At 47.3% G+C, this 21,366-nt stretch carries 13 protein-coding genes and 1 tRNA gene; 8 read left to right on the forward strand and 6 right to left on the reverse strand.

Annotated elements, in window-relative coordinates; genetic code table 11:
• Positions 1-39: 39 nt before the first annotated feature.
• Positions 40-909, forward strand: a complete 870-nt coding sequence (locus BUB18_RS11820; protein ID WP_073080983.1) for a hypothetical protein — start codon at positions 40-42, stop codon at positions 907-909.
• 63 nt (positions 910-972) lie between these two features.
• Entirely contained in the window at positions 973-1,812 is an 840-nt protein-coding gene (locus tag BUB18_RS11825; RefSeq protein WP_073080985.1) for a class I SAM-dependent methyltransferase, read from the forward strand.
• Here the strand turns inward: BUB18_RS11825 and BUB18_RS11830 are convergent.
• A complete protein-coding gene (locus tag BUB18_RS11830; protein WP_073080987.1) occupies positions 1,809-2,465 on the reverse strand; it encodes a J domain-containing protein in 657 nt (218 codons plus the stop codon). The genes BUB18_RS11825 and BUB18_RS11830 overlap by 4 nt on opposite strands.
• A 151-nt stretch (positions 2,466-2,616) precedes the next feature.
• On the opposite strand from BUB18_RS11830, the gene BUB18_RS11835 reads away from it, so the two are divergent.
• Positions 2,617-2,700, forward strand: a tRNA-Leu gene (locus BUB18_RS11835).
• Between the two features lie 238 nt (positions 2,701-2,938).
• On the opposite strand, the gene BUB18_RS11840 is transcribed toward BUB18_RS11835, so the two are convergent.
• Both BUB18_RS11840 and BUB18_RS11845 read right to left on the reverse strand, forming a co-directional pair.
• A complete protein-coding gene (locus BUB18_RS11840; RefSeq protein WP_073080989.1) occupies positions 2,939-3,262 on the reverse strand; it encodes a nuclear transport factor 2 family protein in 324 nt (107 codons plus the stop codon).
• Between the two features lie 20 nt (positions 3,263-3,282).
• Positions 3,283-4,065 carry an SDR family oxidoreductase gene (locus BUB18_RS11845; RefSeq protein ID WP_073080991.1) on the reverse strand — a complete coding sequence of 261 codons (783 nt, stop codon included), beginning with the start codon at positions 4,063-4,065 and terminating at the stop codon, positions 3,283-3,285.
• A 133-nt stretch (positions 4,066-4,198) separates the two neighbouring features.
• Between BUB18_RS11845 and BUB18_RS11850 the strand changes: the two genes are divergently transcribed.
• From BUB18_RS11850 to BUB18_RS11860, 3 genes are all read left to right on the forward strand, one after another.
• Complete coding sequence (locus BUB18_RS11850) at positions 4,199-4,552, forward strand: winged helix-turn-helix transcriptional regulator (protein WP_073080993.1); 354 nt, start codon at positions 4,199-4,201, stop codon at positions 4,550-4,552.
• A 247-nt stretch (positions 4,553-4,799) separates the two neighbouring features.
• A complete protein-coding gene (locus BUB18_RS11855) occupies positions 4,800-5,765 on the forward strand; it encodes an NADP-dependent oxidoreductase (protein ID WP_073080994.1) in 966 nt (321 codons plus the stop codon).
• The gene (locus BUB18_RS11860; RefSeq protein WP_073081376.1) at positions 5,762-6,673 is read left to right on the forward strand and encodes a helix-turn-helix domain-containing protein; all 912 of its coding nucleotides are present in this window, start codon (positions 5,762-5,764) and stop codon (positions 6,671-6,673) included. The genes BUB18_RS11855 and BUB18_RS11860 overlap by 4 nt, the downstream gene beginning before the upstream one ends.
• Positions 6,674-6,855: 182 nt before the next feature.
• On the opposite strand, the gene BUB18_RS11865 is transcribed toward BUB18_RS11860, so the two are convergent.
• From BUB18_RS11865 to BUB18_RS11875, 3 genes are all read right to left on the reverse strand, one after another.
• Positions 6,856-8,808, reverse strand: coding sequence for a RagB/SusD family nutrient uptake outer membrane protein (locus BUB18_RS11865; protein WP_073080996.1), 1,953 nt, complete (start codon positions 8,806-8,808; stop codon positions 6,856-6,858).
• Positions 8,809-8,820: 12 nt separating this feature from the next.
• Complete coding sequence (locus BUB18_RS11870; protein WP_073080998.1) at positions 8,821-11,883, reverse strand: SusC/RagA family TonB-linked outer membrane protein; 3,063 nt, start codon at positions 11,881-11,883, stop codon at positions 8,821-8,823.
• Positions 11,884-11,983: 100 nt separating this feature from the next.
• The gene (locus BUB18_RS11875) at positions 11,984-13,945 is read right to left on the reverse strand and encodes a family 43 glycosylhydrolase (RefSeq protein ID WP_073081000.1); all 1,962 of its coding nucleotides are present in this window, start codon (positions 13,943-13,945) and stop codon (positions 11,984-11,986) included.
• Positions 13,946-14,317: 372 nt separating this feature from the next.
• Between BUB18_RS11875 and BUB18_RS11880 the strand changes: the two genes are divergently transcribed.
• Together BUB18_RS11880 and BUB18_RS11885 are read left to right on the forward strand one after the other, a co-directional pair.
• The gene (locus BUB18_RS11880; RefSeq protein ID WP_178372125.1) at positions 14,318-18,391 is read left to right on the forward strand and encodes a hybrid sensor histidine kinase/response regulator transcription factor; all 4,074 of its coding nucleotides are present in this window, start codon (positions 14,318-14,320) and stop codon (positions 18,389-18,391) included.
• A gap of 359 nt (positions 18,392-18,750) precedes the next feature.
• Positions 18,751-21,366: a GH116 family glycosyl-hydrolase gene (locus tag BUB18_RS11885; protein ID WP_073081004.1), complete on the forward strand. Its 2,616-nt coding sequence runs from the start codon at positions 18,751-18,753 to the stop codon at positions 21,364-21,366.

The raw sequence follows: 21,366 nt of genomic DNA on the forward strand, positions 1-21,366 counted from the left end.
GCACTGCATTTAAGGTGATTGCATTCCCTAAACTATCCAATGAAACCGAATAACCTTGTATTACTGTTAACCGGAATCCTGCTAATGCACGCTGTCATATTCAACTCGTGCAAACACGAAGCGGGTGAACTGACACCACCAACGCAACCTCCAACACTGCCTTCACCAGGCAAGTATCTGGTAAGCGCTATTTACGTAAACGGCATCCCAAAGGATACCCTGATTTATAACGACGCCAGGCAGGTAATCCGCAGGTGGGAGTTTGTACCTTTTTACCGAAAATTTATTGACTATATTGACTATACTTATAACACAAACGGCTATGTGAAATTGGCCGATTACTACACCTATATTGGCGGCAGCATGCTGCATACCAAACGCGATTCTGTCAGTATCAGTACAGGTGAAATGACTACCTACACCACCCTATTCCGGGGTGATGGAACGGTTTCCGGCTATGACACCGTGCAATATACCACCGACACCTACAACCAGCTGAACCTGGCAGTCAAAGGCGCGCAGGGCATTATTTACAGCAAGTACACTTATAACGACAGAGCAATGACCGGCTACAGGTACAAAATCACTGTCCCCGGCAGCATCCCAATCGACCGAAATTATGCTTTTGAATACAGCACCAATACAAATCCGCTATATCCTATTACATTGGCCAATCCACTGCTAATGCGTACACTGGTGAAAGATATTTACCCGTATCCCATGGACACAGTACTGCCCTGGCTCGCCAGCCAGCACTACGTAAATAAAATCACCTACACCGCTGAAACAAAGCCACCTGTTACCAGTGCCGTTACCTACACCTACACAGATACTACCAGGTTTGCTGCCAGCCAATATCTGCCAGCCCTGGGCATCACCATCAATTACAGGTACAAAGTGATCAGGTAGGCAAAAAATCACCGCTATTTAACTTCCGGTACGCCGCTTTACCTTGTTGCACAACCTGTATTTATGGAAAGCAAACAATATAAAGTGCCGGCTACCTCTACCCTCATCATGCAATATGCCGGGGAGGTATACAATTCTCCACTGGAACAGCAGTATTTGTCGCGGCTCAACTACAGCCAGGTGGGTGCCCTGGGCGAACTACTGGAGGGAATTTATCCCCTGTTTAAAGAAGTGGTGCAATTGCGTAAACGAAGTGTGCGTTCATTCCTGCGTAAGCGTTTGATAGAGCGCCAGGATGAGCAGATTTGTATTTTGGGCGCAGGGCTTGACCCACTCGCTATTCATCTTCTCTCCCAATATAATAACCAGATCAGGAAAATATTTGAGGTTGACAGTAGTTATATGGCGATTAAACAGGAACTATATAATTCTCTGGGACTGGACACCGGTAAGGTCGCATTTGTAAATCACAACCTTGCCGACGCCGGCTCGCTGATACCGGCGTTGGAGCTGGCCGGGTTTGATTCCCATCTCCCTACCACCATTATATTTGAAGGCATAATACACTATATCACCAATGAGGAATTTGTAAGATTGATGAAACAATTTTCCACTCCCGACAAGCGAAACAAAATGATTATGGATTACACGCTGGACCCGCAATCGGTACCGTTTGCCAGCCGACCCGTACATCAGGAGCTGCTGGATATCTTCGAAAATTTTATTCAGGGGAGATTTAACCGTAACAACCGGGGAGAGCTATTGCAACTGACCATTGAATTTGGTGCAGTAAATCAGACCTTCAGAAGCATGCAGGCAATCCAGGCGGTGGAAACCGGCCGCAGTAAGGACTTTCACGACACCGGCGACGGTCTGATAGAGATGGTGTTTATGTCGCTCTAACGAAGCTGCTGTTTGGCAGTACGAATACAACCCACTACCCTGCCGTTTTGAAAAAACACGGTATACTTACTGTACACCCAGATTTCCAGCCCGCCTTGCCCATAAACTTTTGTATCCGGCTCACCAATGATATTCCTCACATCATCGTTGGTATCATTGGCCTGAAAGCCAAGATCAGTCGTATTCATGTCTGATTGAATAATGATGCCCGAGGGGTTGCCGGCCTTTAGCCGGGATGCCAGGTTATCCTCTTTTCCGAAAATAACTCCGAGGACAATGATCACTACTATACCAGCGGCTACGGCCAGTTTAAGGTACAAGTCCCGTTTTACCTGCTTCGGTGATGGCGGTGGCGGCTCAGCTGCAGCAGGCTGCGGGCGGCTGTAAGTACTATTACCGGTGTTGGTGCTGCTGGTGGTATTATAATATTGCCGGTAGATGTTAGCGCGGAGGATATCATCATAGTTTCGTTTACGCACCGGGTCTTTCAGCTGCTCATACGCGTGTTGAACGATCTTAAACTTTTCTTCTGCGGCCCTGTTGCCCTGATTGAGGTCGGGGTGATACTGTTTGGAAAGACGTCTGTGCGCGGCCTTCACATCTTCCATGGCGGCGAAATTATGCAGTTCCAGCAGTATATAGTAATTGATCATATCGGGCTTCGTAGGCGTGTAACCGTTTGGTTATAGGTGTTAAGTTAAGAAATATCATGGCAAAACGGGCTGTCCGAAAATTTTCAGAAAATAAATTTTGCAGATTAAAATCAATTCCTATCTTTGCAGCCCTGTAACACAAATCAGTGATGCCCAGATGGCGAAATTGGTAGACGCACTGTGTTCAGGTCGCAGCGCTCGCAAGGGTGTGCTGGTTCGAATCCAGTTCTGGGCACAAAAAAAGGTTGTAAGTATCCTACTTACAACCTTTTTTTCTTAGTAAATTCCGTTTCCCCGCCTTGCTTCTATTATCGTCCTCCAAATTTAATACATTGATACAGCGTGCGTGTGGGCAATGACAGCCAAATTCAGCCTTTTCCATCCGCCCTCACCAAAAATTTGGTAAGTAAAAAAATGACTGATGCAATAACTAATCACAGAGCGACCAATCTTCAGTTACTCTCTGCTAATATTTAACTAGTTACTTTTAAGTGCTGAATTTGGCCATCAATAATATCGAAATGAAATTTCAATGTGATCGGACTTCCTGGAAACGTACCGGAACACTCTGCCGACAACACACCTGAATTCCCATGCCCGGTATATTCAAGAGGTTTCATCACTGATTGGTATTTTTCATTGGATGCTTTAATCCAAAGTGCTATAGCTTTTCGTCCCCTGTGCGTTTTACCTTCATCATAAACTACGGCTGTTTCGGAAAAACAATTTGCGTAAGTAACACTATCAAAACTGTTTTGTGCTGCTACTAAAGCTGATACTGCTGGTGGTAAGTTCATAACTTTTTATTTTGAGGTTATTAAATAGTAGGCACTGTTCCGCCGTCAATTACAAAATTTGTTCCTGTTAAATAACTGGCTCTTGGTGAAACTAAAAAACCTACCAGTTCAGCCACTTCTTCCGGTTCGGCGGGCCTGCCGTAAGGTATCCCACCCAATGCATCCATGACACCCTGTTGAGCTGCTTCTACAGTACTATTTGCATTTCTTGCGATTTCGCCCAACCAGGCTACCGATGCAGATGTATTTATCCATCCTGGTGAAACAGTTAGCACACGGACTCCTTTTGGCGAAACTTCGTTTGATAAACTTTTACTATAATTGATCAATCCTGCTTTTGCAGCTGCATACGGTAAAGTAGAATCGTATAGCGGTAATTTGCCCTGTATGGAAGCGATGTGAATAATAACTCCGCTTTTTCTATTGATCATTTGCGGTAAAAAACCTCTGTCAAGCCTGACAGGAGCAAGCAAATTAGCTTGTAAGGTTGATTCCCAATCCTCATCATTTAATGCGATAAAGCCGCCGGCAGGTGTTGTTGAAGAACCAAGGTTGTTTACAAGGATATCCAGTCTCCCATAACTCGATAGTACTTCGTTTATTACCTTTTGTGTGCCTGCTGCCTGACTCAAATCGGAAGGAATGAAATGCAACCTGCTGTTTTCCTTTTCGGGTGCATTCCTTGCAGTTATAATTACCGTTGCGCCTGCTTGCAAAAGTCTTTCGGCAATTGCCCTTCCGGTTCCTTTTGTTCCACCCGTAACCAAGGCAATCTTGCCTGATAACTCATTTTGATAATCCATTTTAAATTGTTTTTAAGTTTCTTTGTGCAAATCTCTGAAGTACATTAGTTCCTAACAAGTACGGAGTTACGATTCAGATAGGGATAAATTTCTCCCTATTGCACACACCGTGATATAGGTTTAATTTTGCGATATGTATGAAAAGAAAGTAATACCGAATTTGAACTGTGGTCTTGATCTGATAGGTGAAGTACTATACGGCAAATGGAAGATACGTTTGCTTTGGTTTATCCATCAGGGACATAAGCGCCCAAGCGAACTGCAACGCAAAATTCCCGATGCTTCACGCAGGGTTTTGAACATGCAGTTAAATGAATTGGAAAAGCACGAACTGATTACGAGAAAAATTTATCCGGTTGTACCGCCAAAAGTAGAATACAGCCTTACCGAATTTGGTAAGACGGTAATTCCCGTGATTGCCGCCTTAGGGCAATGGGGTGATGAACACGAAGACCGTTTACGGGATGTGATTTTAAAAAGTTTGTAACGCCAACCAAAAACGGGGGGGGGGCAATTCCGCAATTGCCTAAGGCACATAGGCAGATGCTATTTCACTCCCTATTTTTGACACTTAACGACCCGCCCTTAGATATTCACTTTTATATGCACTACGCACAATTACTAATTTTATTTGAATAACTATACCGTAAATTCGGTATTTAGATTAAAACAAAGCGAATTATGGCTAAATGCGTTTTATTACTACCCAATAACTTTGAACAAAAATAATAGTAATGAAAGCAGTCAGCATCCATAGCTTTGGAGGACCAGAAGTCTTACAAATTGAAGAGGTCATACAACCAACACCAGCATCAGATGAAATCTTAGTTCAGGTATTTGCAAGTGGAATAAATCCGGCTGACTGGGTAGTCCGACAAGGAGGCAATGACTTTCTGCGCCCCTTTCTCAAACTTCCCATTATCCTGGGGGTAGATGCTGCAGGAATAGTGGCTGAAATTGGCAGTGAAGTAACCGCTTTTAAAAAAGGAGACTTAGTTTACGGCACAGCGAATTTTCCAGGCGACGGGAGTTACGCAGAATACTGTGTGGCTAAAGCCAACCAGTTCGCCCTGAAGCCCAAGAGCCTGGACTTTATCCATGCAGCAGGGGTTCCGCTGGCGAGTCTGACAGCCTGGACTGCACTATTTGCACATGGAAGCTTTAAGGCTGGGCAGCGCGTGCTGATTCAGGGGGCCTCTGGTGGTGTTGGCAGCTTCGCCGTGCAGTTTGCAAAAGCAAAAGGAGCATATGTGATTGGTATTGCCTCAACAGGCAACCTGGACTACTTAAAGCACCTCGGCGCTGACCAGGTAATAGACTATACAAGTCAAAAGTTTGAAGAAACTGTAAGTGATATTGATTTGGTGGTGGAAGCATCACCGCAACGCGATAATACGGAACGGCTCAAAGCTATAAGTGTTTTGAAGTTGGGTGGAACTTTCGTTAGTGTAAATATTGATGCCCCGGTTAACGAGGAAGTCAAAGTTGCCCTTGCTCAAAAACAAGCTAAGGGTGAATTCCCTGCTTATCAAGCGAGACGGGAATGGCTGGAAGAAATTGCAGCATTAATTGACAAGGGTGACGTAAAAGTTTCGATTGACAAGGTATTCCCGATGGAAGAAGTCGCTGCAGCACATCGCAAAAGTGAAACATGGCATGTGCGGGGAAAGCTAATACTGGAAATAAAAAAAATGCTTTGAAACATTTTAAAACACTAACTGAATTTCATGAGTTCAGGCAATTACCAAAACCTTTGCATCCACTGATCAGTGTAGTGGATGTGAGTGCTGTTCCTCAGATTGATGACGAAACCCCAGTTGCCATGGTGCTGGATTTCTATTCTATATCAATAAAACGAATGAAGAACGTCAGGGTTAAATATGGACAGCACCCATTTGATTTTAATGAAGGTATTCTGTCTTTCATTGCACCTAATCAGATCTTTAGTGTCGCGCTTACTGACAAAGCCGAACCGGTTGAAAGAACTGGATGGGTGATAAATATCCATCCTGATTTTCTTTGGAATACAAGTTTGGCCAAGACTATAAAGACCTACGACTTTTGGGATTATTCTATTAACGAAGCTTTGTTTTTGTCGCCAAAAGAAGAATCAATAATTAATCAGATTGTACAAAATATTGTGCAGGAATGTGAGGCTAATATAGATAAATTCAGCAAGCATATCATTATCTCACAGATAGAAAGCCTGCTTGGTTATTCCGACAGGTTTTATCACCGGCAGTTTATTACGCGCGAAAAGGCAAATCACCAGCTACTTGATCGTTTGGATAAATTAGTCACCGACTATTTCAATAGCAATAATTTAGTCCACAAGGGGCTTCCTACGGTTGCTTATTTAGCAGAGGAATTAAATCTCTCACCAAAATATCTTACGACCCTGGTTAAAATGCTTACCGGGCAAAATACTCAGCAGTTCATACACGAAAAGCTGATAGCCAAAGCCAAGGAAATGTTAACCACAACTGAAATGTCTGTCAGTGAAATAGCGTACGAACTTGGCTTTGAGCACCTACAATCTTTCAGTAAGTTATTCAAGATGAAAAACAATATTTCACCCTTAGAATTCAGACAGTCTTTCAATTTATAGAGGAAAGCCAGCGTGTATTAGGTCGATCTTATTATTACTTATCACAAAAAAGGACAAACCAGGTTCCACGCCGGTTTGTCCTCATCATTTGCAAAAATTCAAATAAAGGGCGTGGAAACGCCCTTCTTTCAATCGCGAAGATTCACGAACTTATTGGCTTAGCGATTCAAGTTCGGAAGTATTTAGTAATTAGGATTTTGATAAGCTTTCTTCTCCGCATCCGTCATCTGCATCGCGTCTATCTGCCCTTGCGGGATTGGACGCAGGTAGTGGAATGGCTGAATGGTGCGGGTGATGGTTTGTGGTGTGTGGTCACCGATGTTCACCCCTCCAATACGATAGGTACCAGCCAGTTCCGCCCATTTTTGCGTACGCACCAGGTCGTACCAGCGATATCCTTCTCCATAGTATTCACGGGAACGTTCCGCCAGGATGTAGTTGATATCGATGGTGGCAGGTGTAGCAGCCACCATGGCGGCGCTGTTGTCCACCACTTTTGCCACATTTTCTGCATTGCTGAAACGCCATTTACCTGCACGTGCACGCAACACATTAATCAACTCCCTTGCTGATTTTCCGGCTACCGGCGCGGCACCTTTCACCGCAGCTTCTGCTGCAATAAAGTACAGTTCAGATAGCTTCGCTATGTTGAAAGGCCTTGTGGAGGCTGCATTCGGCTGTCCAAGTCCGCCAGCATTATCCGTGCGGTAAGTACCCATCTTCCAAAGACCAGGATATCTTAAGCGACTAATCCCTTGCGGAGATATCACGAAATCCGCTCTGCCCGGCAATGCACCGGCACCCACGTTATTTTTGGATGCCCAGTCTGTATAATTGATAGGTGTTGCAGGCTCGCTATTCAGGAAGGTAAGGATCGCATTACCGGCCTTCACCGGCAGTAAATTGGCATTGTAATAAGTGGCCGTATTATCTCCTGCCAGATTCCAGTTTCCGCGGTACACCGTTACAAACGTACCATCGTAACGGGAATCATTTGTTTTATCTGCAAACGTATTTTCCACCACATCAATAGTTGGTGCCATACGGGTCCAGGGGCGGCCCAGATCCTGTGTGGCAGCACGCTGCACGGTACTTGCCGCATTGCTCCAGGAAGTAGCACTTTTACTGCTGCGGATCAGGGTGTAGTTCCAGGTCATCATCCATACCGCAAAGTTATCAGGGGCCCCACCTGAACCATAGGTAAGACTGGAACCGTTATAATATTCACTTGTTTCTGTGCGATCCGCATACAAAAGAATCTCGCTGTTACGATCATTGGAACCCACACCAAGGTCATAAAATGTAGGCTGCAACGCAAACGAACCGTGGTTATCAATACCCGCTGCTGCTACGTCATACGCTGCCTGATAATACCAGTGTGCATCATGCCCGTCAGGGTCCGTACGGTTTGCTTCCGGATAAGTGGGAATGCTTTTGGGATTCTCTAACCACCAGGCGTAGGTAAGGTAGGCTTTAGAGAGATATAAACGCGCCGCTGTTTTAGTGACGCCGCCAATCACACGCCCCGCATCTGGTAAGTCGTTCACCGCTTTCAGCAAATCGGGAAAGATAGCCTTGGTATATACTTCCGGAACGGTATTACGCTTGGACGTTCTTACGGGATTGGTATTGAATTTCAGCTCACCGGCACCCAGATCCAGTGGCACACCACCATAGGTTTGGACCAGTAAGAAATAATCGAATGCGCGGAAGAAACGGGCTTCAGCAATGAGCGCATCCGGCAGTCCAACTGCGGAAGCATTTTCGATGATGCCACTGGCGGTATTAATATCTGAATACGATTCCCCCCAGGGCACTGCTGTTGGCGCGCTGGTAGAAGTAACCTGACCTACGCCGGACATATCCATGTCTTTAAAGTTACCATCCGCACTTTGTGCATAGGTAGCCTCGTCAGTACCGGTGATACAGCCGCTGTAATAATAGGCATGCCCGTATATATTACGAAGATGAGCATACAGCGAAGTAATACCACCTTTTACACCATTTTCTGTTTTAAAATAATCCGGTGTAAAAGAACTACGTGGTTGTTCTGTTAATATTTTGGAACAGCCGGCGAGCACCAGGGTAATCAGTGCAGCAGCTGTAAAGGTTCTGCTTATATTGATATTTTTCATCTGACAGCTGGTTTAGAATGATAAATTGACACCAAGAATGTAATTGCGGGTAGCAGGCGTATTCACCCCAATGGTCAGCAGCCTGCGCAAACTACCGGATAAAGGCACTGCGGCATTTTCATTACCATAGGAGTTGGTTTCAGGGTCCATACCTGATTCCTTCGTATAGGGTGACCAGATCACAAACGGATTCTGAACGGTGAAATATGCACGCATTTTTATGCTCTTACTTTTGATCACGCTTCTGCTGAAATCATAGCCCAGTGAAATGGTACGCACTTTCAGGAAGGAAGCATCAAAGTAACCCAGTGTGGTACCGTATTTAGGATTATCACCACTCAGCGGACCTGCCGGATTCGGATATTTTGCATCCGTATTTTCAGGTGTCCAGTAGTCTACCTTTATGTTATTGTTTCGGGTAGTGAGTGTATTGAGATAGCCTCCGGAGCCGTATACCGTACTAATGAGTTTACCACCATGCTGAAACACACCTACTGCCGTGAGGTCAAATCCTTTGTAAGCTACCCTTGTATTAAAGCCTCCCATGAATTTCGGGTCCAGGTCCATCACCTGCCTGTCGTCAGCACCAATAGCCCTTTTCGGTGTACCGTCATCGTTATAGCCACCGGTATATAATACTTTGATCATCCCTACTGATCCACCTGGTTCCAGGATATTCAGGTACGGATCTTTTGCCTGCCACAATCCTATTTTCTGGTAGTCGTATACGGAGTTGATGTTGTGCCCAACAAACCAGCCGTTACCTTCATCTTTGGTGGAACCGGAAGCCAGCGCCACCAGCTTGTTACGATTGGCGTAGAGGTTGAATCCTGCATCCCAGCTAACACCATCGCGGCCACCATCCAGGATAGAACCATTCAGGGTAATTTCAACACCCTTGTTTTCTGTTTTACCCACATTGGCGGTATAGCTGTTAACACCGGAAGTTTGCGGTAATCCTACGCTTTGCAGCAGGTCATTTGTTTTGGTAACATAGTACTCTACGGTACCGGTTAAACGATTTTTAAACAATCCGAAGTCGATCCCGTAGTTCCAGGTTTTGGAGTATTCCCAGCCCAAACTGGCGTTAGGCAATTGCGTCACATAATAACCGATGGAATAGTTATCAGATCCAAAGTTATAGGGCCTGGTACTTAAGGCACCAAGTGTAGCATAAGGATTGATGGCCTGGTTGGATGTTTGACCGAAACCGGCGCGCAGCTTGAGTGCGTTCAGCCATTTCACATTTTGCATAAAGGCTTCGTTAGCCACATTCCAGCCTGCGGACACTGCCGGGTAAGTATGCCACTGATGACCGGGTGCCAGCCTGGAAGAACCATCAGAGCGCACGGTAGCGGAAATCATATAGCGATTATCGTAAGCATACATTACACGCCCCATCCACGACATCAGTCCCCACATATAATAGCCCTGGTTAGCAGGGTTCACGGTAATTTCTCCGGTGGCATTACCAAGGTTATAAAACTGGAAGGCATCGCTGGGAATACCTTTGGCAGCCATGGAAGAAGTGTTGAATTTCTGTTGTTCAGCGGAATATAAAGCGGTTACGTTTACACTGTGCTTTTCTGCAAAGGTGCGGTCGTACGACAGAATGTTTTCCACTGTCCAGTGATAGGTTTGTGAGTTACTGATACCCGCGGTGGATTCTGTGGCAGCGTTCACACTGTTCACCCCCTGGGCAGTGTAGTTGCCGTTGTTGCCCTGGATGAAGTCCAGACCGAGATTTACGCGATATTTCAAACCATTCACACCCGGAATCTGCACTTCACCATAAGCAGAGTTATAGGTGGCAAAATTCCTTGTTTCGTTTAGCCACAATCCGTTATCTGTTAAACTATCCACTATACCTTTGGTGAGCACATAGTTGTCGCCCAGTGTGGTGTTCACAATTCTTTTAGTAGAGCCGTCCGCTTTATAAGGATTTGCCAGTGGCGACAACATCAGGTTCACATTTACCTGACTTCCTTCGCTGATATTGTAGTTATTGTTCGTTGTAAATCCGATGCGGATATGTTTCCCGATCAGCTGATCCACGGCGGCGCGGAAGGAATAGCGTGTATACCGCTGTGTGGGTATTACGCCCTGGTTGCGGTAATAGCCCATTCCGGCATTGTAGCTGCCACCTTCACCTGCGCCTGTAACGCTGATATCGTGACTATTCAGGGTACCGGTTCTGTACAGGAGGTCCTGCCAGTCGGTATTCACTTTACCAGAGGAGTCCTCATCCACTCCTAAAGCCGGGAAGCGGTTAGCTACCTGTTTTAAGGTGGTGAACTCACGGGCGTTCATCATCGGGTACCTTGCAAATACGGTTTGATTGCCTGCATAGCCGTTATAGGCCACTCTTGGCTTAGCACCTTTCTGTCCTTTGTTGGTCGTGATCAGGATCACACCGTTGGCACCACGGGAACCATAGATAGCCGTGGCGGAAGCATCTTTCAAAACATCCACACTTTTTATATCATCCGGATTGAGGTCAGCAATAGAGCCAGGGAAAGGAATACCATCCAGTACGATCAGCGGATCATTGGTGGCGGTAAGGGAGCGGGCACCGCGTATGCGGATCTGCATGGCAGCTCCAGGTCTGCTGGAAGTTTGTGCCATCTGCACACCGGCCATACGCCCCTGTAATGCCTGCGATACGTTAGCGGAAGGCACTTCACGCATGGCGGCTCCGCTGATGGAAGCTACCGAACCGGTAACAGCTTCTTTGCGTTGGGTACCGTAACCGATCACCACCACGTCCTGCAGACTGCTGGCGGTGGATACGAGTGTGATTTTAAGCGTACTGCGGCCTTCGATATTCACCTCCTGGCGTTCGTAACCTACAGAGGTAATGATGATGGTTGCGTTGGATGGTGCATTAATGGCAAAAGCTCCTTTTTCATCGGCTACTACGGCAGCGGAGCCGCCTTTTACAGCTACCGATGCAAAACCAACAGCTTCTCCGGTGCTGTTAACGATGGTGCCCGTCACCCGCGTAGCCTGTGCCATCACCGTTTGATGAAGGAATATCAACAGGATGGATAAAGCAATCGTAAGCGTGCTGATCATACCACCCCCCGGTAGGTATGATCGCCTTTTTGGTTGAAAGGTTGACATGAACATAAAGATTGTTTTTAAAAAAAATTCAAAACGTGGTTGTGGAATAGTGTTACCGGCCAGAAAAGCGAATCGATCGGATAGACGCTGCGCCTTGGGTTCCCGGTGAAAAACGGATGAAAACATCATGTTGACCACATGACTTACCTATATCGAGTGAAATTTTTTTGAGTTGCTGCGTGGGTGTCACCGTGGCTACGGCCACCGGCTTTGCATCCGTGATACTATCCAGGAATACCTCCAGGCGGCTGTTGGCAGCGGCAGTAAGTTCCAGCGTCATTTTGCCTAAAGGTTCTGCGGTGGTTCCCAGGTCAATGCCGGCAAATAGCATCCAGCCTCCGTTAGCGCTGCTATTGGTTACCATTTTACCATAGGGAGATGTAATCGTTTCTATGCCATAGTAATTATTATAGCTCACTGCAGGCAGGGACGACCGTCCATCTTTGTATATAAAGCAATCGAAATCAGCCGGCTTTCCTTTTGCAAAAAGCCCAACGCTGGTGCCTACCCAGGAATTGAAGTTGGGCTGGGTACGGTCAAGCGGGCGACTATCAATCGTGCCCACTTTCACCCAGTCGATACCATTCCGGCTATAGGAGCCGGTGAGCTCGTGTTCGTACCGCTCTACTTTCAGCCAAAGGGATTTGCCGGCCGGGTTAGGGATCATAAAAGTGGTGGAGTCCTGCCGGAAGATGATTTTCTTTCCGTTATTATAGCCGGTAAATAGCGAAACGGTTACTTTCTGATTCCCGTTGGTCAGGTAAATACCTGCCTGTTGACTGGTATCAGCTGCGTCCATCTCTACTTTGGTAACAACGGTATAGTAATGATCTGTTTCTTTTTGTACCAGGTGCGTTGTTCCATTACCCGGTTGAAGACGGATCCAGCCATTGCGGCCGGACAATGAATAATTAGCAGCGGAGTGCCTGTCCAGGAAATGCCAGGCGGGATGCAGGGTATCTGCCGTAAACTGATCACTGTAAGCAGTACGCCAGGTGATGCCGCCCTGCGGAAGGTCGGGCTTTGTTACCGGCGTGCTCACCGGTGGCAGCCCCCAGGGGCGGTCGCCTTCCCAAATCACCTGGTACAGGGATGTTTGTCGCCCCATGCCGGACCAGTCATCCCGTTCTGTTTTTTCATAGCTCTGCCCGATCGTCCACCAGGTGCCATCGGATAATTGTATCGGGGCCGCTATATGATTCGGGCTTCTGAAAGTATTTTTCGGGTCAGGGCTGGGCTTGAAGAAGTTGCCGAGCCGTTCCCATTTGGTGGAGTCGGCGGTTAAGGCGGTGGCACGTAGTACATATTGTCCGCCGGTAACATCCCCTGCCGGGAAATAGTAATAATACCCGTTTCGTTTACACATCACGGGGCCTTCGGCCCAGCTGTATTGCAGGTTGGCGTTGATCCAGTCGAGGTTGATGACTGTATCCGTGAGCTGGCCATCCCGACCAATTGCACGCAGGCGGTTTACCTTCTGTCCATTTTTAATGACCATATAAGGTTTGCCGTCGTCGTCCACGAAAATGGAATTATCGTAGCCAAGGTTGCCGGTGGCGGAATCGGTTTTCACGGGTACCGGTGCCGACCATGGCCCATACGGTGTAGTTGCTTTGGAAAACCATTGGCCGCCGGAAGAAAAATATATCCAGTAAGAACCATAGAAATAGGTAATAGCTCCCTGCCACACGCCACCTGATGGTCGGTCAGCCACCATGGTGGAGTGCGAAGGAGGCAGCACCCGGCCGATTATTTTCCAGTGCACGAGGTCCCTGGAATGATACACCGGCAGGTAAGGATTAAAATGAAAAGACGAACCGCAATGATAGAAATCATCTCCTACTTTTAATAAGGTAGGATCAGGGTGATCACCTGGAAGAACAGGATTGACATATGTCAGCTCCTTTGTATACCGTTCCGGCGAATCCTGATCAGTAGTACTGGTTTGTGCTTGTAAAAATGAAGCAGGCAGGCATAACAATGCCACACCTAAAAGGCTGCGTTTAAAGTTCATAACGTGTTGAATGGGATACGCTTCAAATGTAGCACTACCGGCTGTGGCGGGATGGCTCAAATGTTGAAAATAAGGTAACAAATGTTCAAAGTACTCCAGATTTGTTGCACCGCAGCGGAAAAATCAGCCAAACTTTCCCGGTTTAATAAATGTCGACCTGACTCTTAAAATAGTAAAACCGGGGTGTGGATTCAGTAATTAATTTGTATCTTGTAGGTAGGAAAATAACCACGGATTTCCTGACAATACACCAATGTTATCCAGTTCGCGAAGTATAGGGGATTAATAATTGCTAACGCCACCACGTTTAATATGAAAAGCAACCAAAATCGGCAGTTTCATTACAGGGTACACCTGTTTTTAATTGTCTTATTGACACTTTATAAATATTCCACCGCGCAATCATTTCATTTCACGGCTTTAAGCACGGGAGGTGGACTCCGATCAAGCAGCATCAACGCGATCATAAAAGACCGTTATGGCCTGATGTGGTTTGCTACAGATGATGGCCTGGCGAAGTATGACGGCACCAACTTCACCGTATACCGCAACAAGAATAATGATCCCGGCAGTTTGCCTGCCAATGAAATACCCACCATTTACGAGGACAGCAGCGGCACCATCTGGGTGGGTACCAGCGGTGGCTCCCTGGCTATGTACGACCGCAAAAACGACAGGTTTCTGAACTTTCCGGCAGACGCAGGACCGAACACCCTGGGCAGTAATGTGGTTAAGTGTATTACCAGCGATCATCGCGGCAGCATATGGGTAGGGCACTACCGGGGGCTGGACCTGATTGATCCCGTCACTAAAAAAGTAACGCCTTTCTCAGACAGCAATGGGAAGCCCTTTAAACTGACTACCGTTTGTTTGCTGGAAGACCGCCAAAAAAGAATGTGGATAGGCACCAACGAAGGATTATTCATTACGGACCAGCAGGGGAAAATACTGCGGAAGTTTATGCATAACCCATCGAACTCCCGCAGCATATGCAACAATGTGGTACGTGATATTTTGGAAGATAATAGCGGCAACATCTGGCTCGCCACCACGGATGGGCTCAGCATGACCACTCCCGCGCTGAATGGATTTATCACCTACCGGCACGAATCCACCACCAACACCATCAGCAGCAATTCCCTCAATGCATTGGGAGTAGATGCACAAAACCGGATATGGGTAGGTTCCACCTCCGGACTCGACATCCTGGACCCTGCCACGGGCAAAGTGGAAGCGGTGTCGTATGATAGTCGCAACGGACAAACAACCCGTTTAAAAGACGTGAATTCCATCCATATCGACCAGGACGGATTGTATTGGGTAGGCACCTATCGGAATGGTATAATCAAGTCCGACAGTCACCTGAACCTTTTTAACCTGGTGCAATATGATCCTTTTAATAAGCATGGATTGCCGGCGCCTATTGTGACCTCCTTTGCAGAAACAGGCAATGGAAAAATTTATGTGGGTACGGATATGGGCGGCGTTGCCTGCTTTGACCCCGTACAAAAAACATTCGAACAACTGAAGCTGCAATCAGCCATTAAAGGCAGTGAAAAAGGTATCCGTGTGGTGTCGCTACTGCTCACCAGGCAAAACCAGTTGCTGGTAGGCACCTTCTTCGACGGCTTGTTTGTAGTGGATATTACCACCGGTAAGTACAGGCAGCTCACAAAAGAAAACAGCCATCTCCTCAACTCCAACGATATTTTTTCGCTGAGCACCGACAGTAAGGGACGTATCTGGATTGGCACTAACGGCGGCGGGTTTACCGTATTGAATCCACAATTAGAACTGGTGGCACGCTTTAGCCGGGAACCGGGACCTAATGAAACCATACTGCCTTTGAATCCCTATATCCGCGATATCCTGGAGGACCGTGCCGGCAATTTCTGGATAGCTACCCATGGCGGTGGCATCGCTAAGCTGGACCCTGCCATGCAGCATTTTACCGTTTATACTTCCTATCAAAGTCATTTGCCGGGAGATAAAATTTTTTCGGTGCTGGAAGATAGACAGGGCAACATCTGGGTAGGTAGTTACGGCGGTGGCCTGGGTTTACTCGATAAAAAAACAAATCAGTTTGTGACCTTTACGGAAGAGGATGGATTGCTTAATAATAATATCTACAAAATCGTACAGGATAAAAAGGGATTACTGTGGTTATCCACCAACGAGGGCATCTGCAGCTTTGATCCGGACACCCGGAAGTTTAATAAATATACCTTCCACAACAGTGTACAACATAACAACTTTGTACGTGGCTCCGGCATGCTGGCCTCCAATGGCACCGTGTACATGGGCGGCCTGGAAGGCTTCAACTACTTTGATCCGGCGGGATTAAAAAAGAACACCAACGCACCTGCTGTTTTATTTACTGAACTTCGTATTGCCAACAGGGCGGTGAGTCCTTCGCCCAAAGGACCTATTAAGGAAAACATCAGCATCACTGATTGCATTGATCTGGATTACCGCCAGAACTTTTCCATCAGTTTTGTAGGTTTAAATTACACCGCACCTGAACAAAACCAATATGCTTACCGGCTGGAAGGTTTTGAAAAAGAATGGAATTATACCGGCAATACTAACACCGCCGCCTATACGAACCTGGACCCGGGAGAATATATTTTCCAGGTAAAAGCCAGTAACAACGATGGCATCTGGAATGAAAAGGGGAAATCCATCCGGATCGTGGTACATCCCCCGCTCTGGCGCACGCCATATGCCTATACCCTGTACCTGCTGCTGATAGCCGGTATTTTACTCTTTATCCGTTACAAGGGCATACAAAAAGTAAAGCGTAAATTCCTGGAGCAACAACAGCAGATGGAACGGGAGCAGGAGCGCCGCGAAACGGAACGGGTGCGGGAACTGGACCGGTTAAAAATTAAGTTTATCACCAACCTGAGTCATGAATTCAGGACACCCATATCGCTGATCTTAGGGCCGATTGACACCCTGATCCGCAAAGAAAAAAATGAGCACTCCTTTAACCAGCTCAGGATGATCCGGCAAAACGGCCGAAGGTTGTTAAACCTCGTGAATCAATTGCTGGACTTCCGGAAGATGGAGGAGCAGGAATTGAAATTGCAGCTGGCCGACGGGGAGTTTATCGCTTTTGTTCATGAAGCTACCGACTCCTTCCGGGATATGGCAGAAAGGAAGAAAATCACTTTAAGCTTTGAAAGCAATGTGCATAAAATCTTCACCAGATTTGATCCTGATAAGATAGAACGTATTCTCTTCAATTTGCTGTCCAATGCCTTTAAGTTCACGCTGGAAGGTGGCCGCATTGTGGTAGCGGTGGAAAAAAATCATCCGGATCAGGATATGGTCACCATCAAAGTAAGAGATACCGGCATAGGCATTGCAGCGGAACATCATGATAAGATATTTGAACACTTTTTCCAGGAATCCACACCTGCCGCAATCCTGAACAAGGGCACCGGGATTGGATTATCCATCACGAGAGAATTTGCCAGAATGCATGGTGGTGAAATATCGGTGGAGAGCGAACCGGGAAAAGGCAGCACTTTCACCCTTACTATCCCACTAAGGCCGGTAATGGAAGGTGAAGCAACAGTACCATTTTTGCAGTCAACGGAAGAAGATGACATAGCGGCCCATCCCATCTCCCTGGAAATACCGGAAAGTGACACCGACCTGCCGGTGATATTGATAGTAGAGGACAACGACGACCTGCGGTTTTACCTGAAAGACAACCTCCGGCTGCAATACCGGGTAATAGAGGCCTGCAACGGGAAAGAAGGCTGGCAAAAGGCATTGTCGCAACACCCGCAGCTGATTGTGAGTGACATCAGCATGCCCTACATGGATGGCATGGACCTCTGTAAAAAAATCAAACAGGATAAGCGTACGCATCATATTCCGTTTATTCTGCTAACGGCGCTTACCGGTGAGGAAGAGCAGCTGAAGGGCCTTGAAACAGGCGCCAACGACTATATACTGAAGCCTTTTAACGTAGAGATTCTGCATACGAAAATCCGCAATTTGCTGTCGTTAAACAATTGCGCGAAGCATACCTATTCCAGGCAGATAAAAATTGAAGATGCCGCACCGGTTATTCAACCGGAGGATGAGCGACTGATGAGTGAGATCATGGCGTACCTGGATAAGCACCTGACCGACACGCAACTCTCTGTGGAAGCGCTTAGCAGGCAGGTGGGCATGTCCAGAAGTTCGCTGTACAGCAAGGTGCTGGAGCTTACCGGGCAAACGCCGGTGGAATTTATCCGTTCCGTGAAACTGGAAAGGGCGGCGGTGTTGCTGGAAAAAAGTGACATGAACATTGCGCAGGTAGCGTATACCGTGGGGTTTGCCACACCTAACTATTTTGCGAGATCCTTTAAGGCTAAGTATAACATGTTGCCTTCCGCATATATGCATCTCAAACGGAATACTGATAAGGGTAAGGTGTCCGCGTAGCCATGGCTGTATAAGTGGTCAGGCGCCCACCGAAGGCAGTTATTATTATATAGCATAGAAAATGGTTGTCCCGCCGGACATCCATTTTCATTTAAAGCAGTGATGTTTTTTTCACCAATAATAACACTGCGTTACCCTGGTTAACACACCATCCACAAAGGTTCTCTATATTGTTATAACATGTTATGGTCAGGACCTGGCAGGAAAATATTACACTGAACAATGATAGTAATGCCTTTGAGGCATTATATCCCTCTCCGGATTTGCCGGATTCTTTGCAAAAGATACCCGGGCAGCAGCAATGACTTCGTGGGCAAACCGCGCTCACAGACAACTACCTGGAAATAAAATCTTGTGTTATGAGCAATGAAAGAAGAAAATTCTTAAAAAATGTAAGCTTAATGATGGCAGGTGCACTTACGGTGCGCCTGCCCGTACTGGGCAGCGCGCTGCAACCACCGCTGGCGCAGCCGGATGCTTCCTGGATCAGATCACTCTATGATCGGGGTAACGTTACCACCTATCTGAAAAGTAAAAATGAACTGCAATACATTGGTATGCCGGTAGGTGGTATCATGTGCGGCACGGTATACCTCGGTGGCGACGGCCGCCTGTGGCTGTGGGACATCTTCAACAAAAACCAGGAAGGGATAGAGCCCAAAATAGTAAACTATAGCGCGAATGTACTGGATGGCGGTAAAAAAGTACGTTCCAGGGATGGAGCCTGCTATATTGAGCCTTCCAAAAACATACGCCCGCTGGACCAGGGTTTTGCCCTGCAACTCCAATGGGGAAACAAGACAGTTGTCCGCAATTTGGATGAAGCCAGCTGGCCTGAAATCAGTTTTGAAGCTACGTATCCTATAGCCACTATCCGTTATATAGATCCCGCGTTGCCGGTAACAGTTACCCTGGAGGCATTTTCGCCGTTCATCCCACTGAACGCAGATGATTCCGGGCTGCCGGTTACGATATTATCCTACCAGGTACACAACACAGGTAATACGCCGGTAACCGCTACCATACTGGGATGGCTGGAAAATAAAACCGCCATCTATTCAGCCGGCGAGGCGCAGGAGCGGGTAAACACCGTAGTGAAAGGCAAAGGCTGGCAGGGTATCTATGAAACCATACGCACCAAAACCGGCAGCAACCAGGAGTTCAGCAAAAAATCCGATTACGGCAGCTTTTGTATTGCAGCAGCTGGTAATAAGGTGATCGTAAATCCCGCGATGCAGCAGGGGGATATATCATTCACGGCATCGTCTACCAGGGAGGCCATTAAGCCGGTAAACGAAAAGCTAAACGGTTCAGTGGCCACGCACCACACGGTGCTACCGGGTAAGACTATACGAACAGATTTTGCCATCAGCTGGCATACTGCCAATCTGCACTTTAAAGGCATACAGGGCGAAGGGAGATACTATGCAAACAAGTATAAAGACGCTGCCGCAGTCATGACTTATGTGCAGGACAACCACGACCGCCTAGCCCGCGAGAGTCGCCTATGGAAAAATACCTGGTATGATGCATCGCTGCCCTGGTGGTTGATGGAACGTACATTCCTCAATATATCCACACTGGCAACTACCACTGCGCACCGCTTCAGTTCCGGCCGCTTTTACGCCTGGGAAGGCGTGGGCGCCTGCGAGGGCACCTGCACACATGTATGGCAGTATGCACAGGCGGTAGGCCGCATTTTCCCGTCGCTCGAACGTGATACCCGGGAACGCGTGGACCTCGGCATTGCCATGATGCCGGATGGTGGCATACTATTCCGCGGCGAAGCGGAAAAACGCCCCGCCATCGACGGACAGGCAGGCACCGTGTTACGCATATACCGCGAGCACCAGATGAGCCCGGACAATGCCTTCCTCCAAAGGAACTGGCCGCAGATTAAAAAGGCAACGCTGTTCCTGATTCACCAGGACCGCAACGGCGACGGCATGACCGATACTCCTATGGAAAACACGCTGGACGCGGTATGGGATGGTGAAATAGCCTGGATCGTAGGGTTGTGCATTGCGGCCGTACAAGCCGCTGCACTGATGGCCAAAGAAATGAACGATGCTGAATTTGCAACTATCTGTAACGACTATACGGAGAAGGGAAAACGGAACATGGAAGCGCAGCTGTTTAATGGGGAATACTTCATCCATCAGCCGGATAAAATTAAAGGAAGATCGGTGATAGGTTCTTACAACACCTGCCATATCGACCAGGTATATGGCCAGAGCTGGGCTTTCCAGGTAGGCATGGACCGGGTGATAGACCGGGAAAAAACATTGTCGGCACTGAAAGCATTGTATAAATATAATTTTAAGGCAGATGTAGGCCCATACATTGCGGCACATCCGGGTGGCCGGCCATATGCCGTGCCGGGAGAGGGCGGCATGATCCTGAACACCAATCCGCGTAATGAAGAATTTCCGTTTGGCGTTAAAAACGCCTGGCAGCTGGGCTACTTCAATGAATGTATGAGCGGCTTTGAACACCAGGTAGCGGCACATATGATGGCAGAAGGCATGACCGATGAGGCGCTTACCCTCACCCGCGCTATCCACGACCGCTACCACGCCGCCAAACGTAATCCGTTTAACGAAATTGAATGCAGTGACCACTATGCACGCGCCATGGCCAGCTATGGTACATTCGTGACTGCCTGCGGATTCCAGTATCATGGCCCTAAAGGCTATATCGCCTTTGCGCCGGCCATGAACAAAGAAGATTTTAAGGCACCTTTTGTAACGGCTGAAGGATGGGGCAGTTATGCACAAAAAGGTAACCAGCACACCCTGCAGGTAAAATACGGCAGCCTCCAAATTCAAACGCTGCGCTTTCCGCACACCAACGTAAAGAAAGTGATTACCAGCGTGCCAGTTACCTTCAGAGAAGCAAACGGATTTGTAACCATTCAGCTGGACAAGCCGCTGCAGTTAAAAGCCGGTCAGCAGCTTCAACTTACAATTGCATAA

It is taken from the genome of Chitinophaga jiangningensis, assembly GCF_900142605.1.
Taxonomy (GTDB): domain Bacteria; phylum Bacteroidota; class Bacteroidia; order Chitinophagales; family Chitinophagaceae; genus Chitinophaga; species Chitinophaga jiangningensis.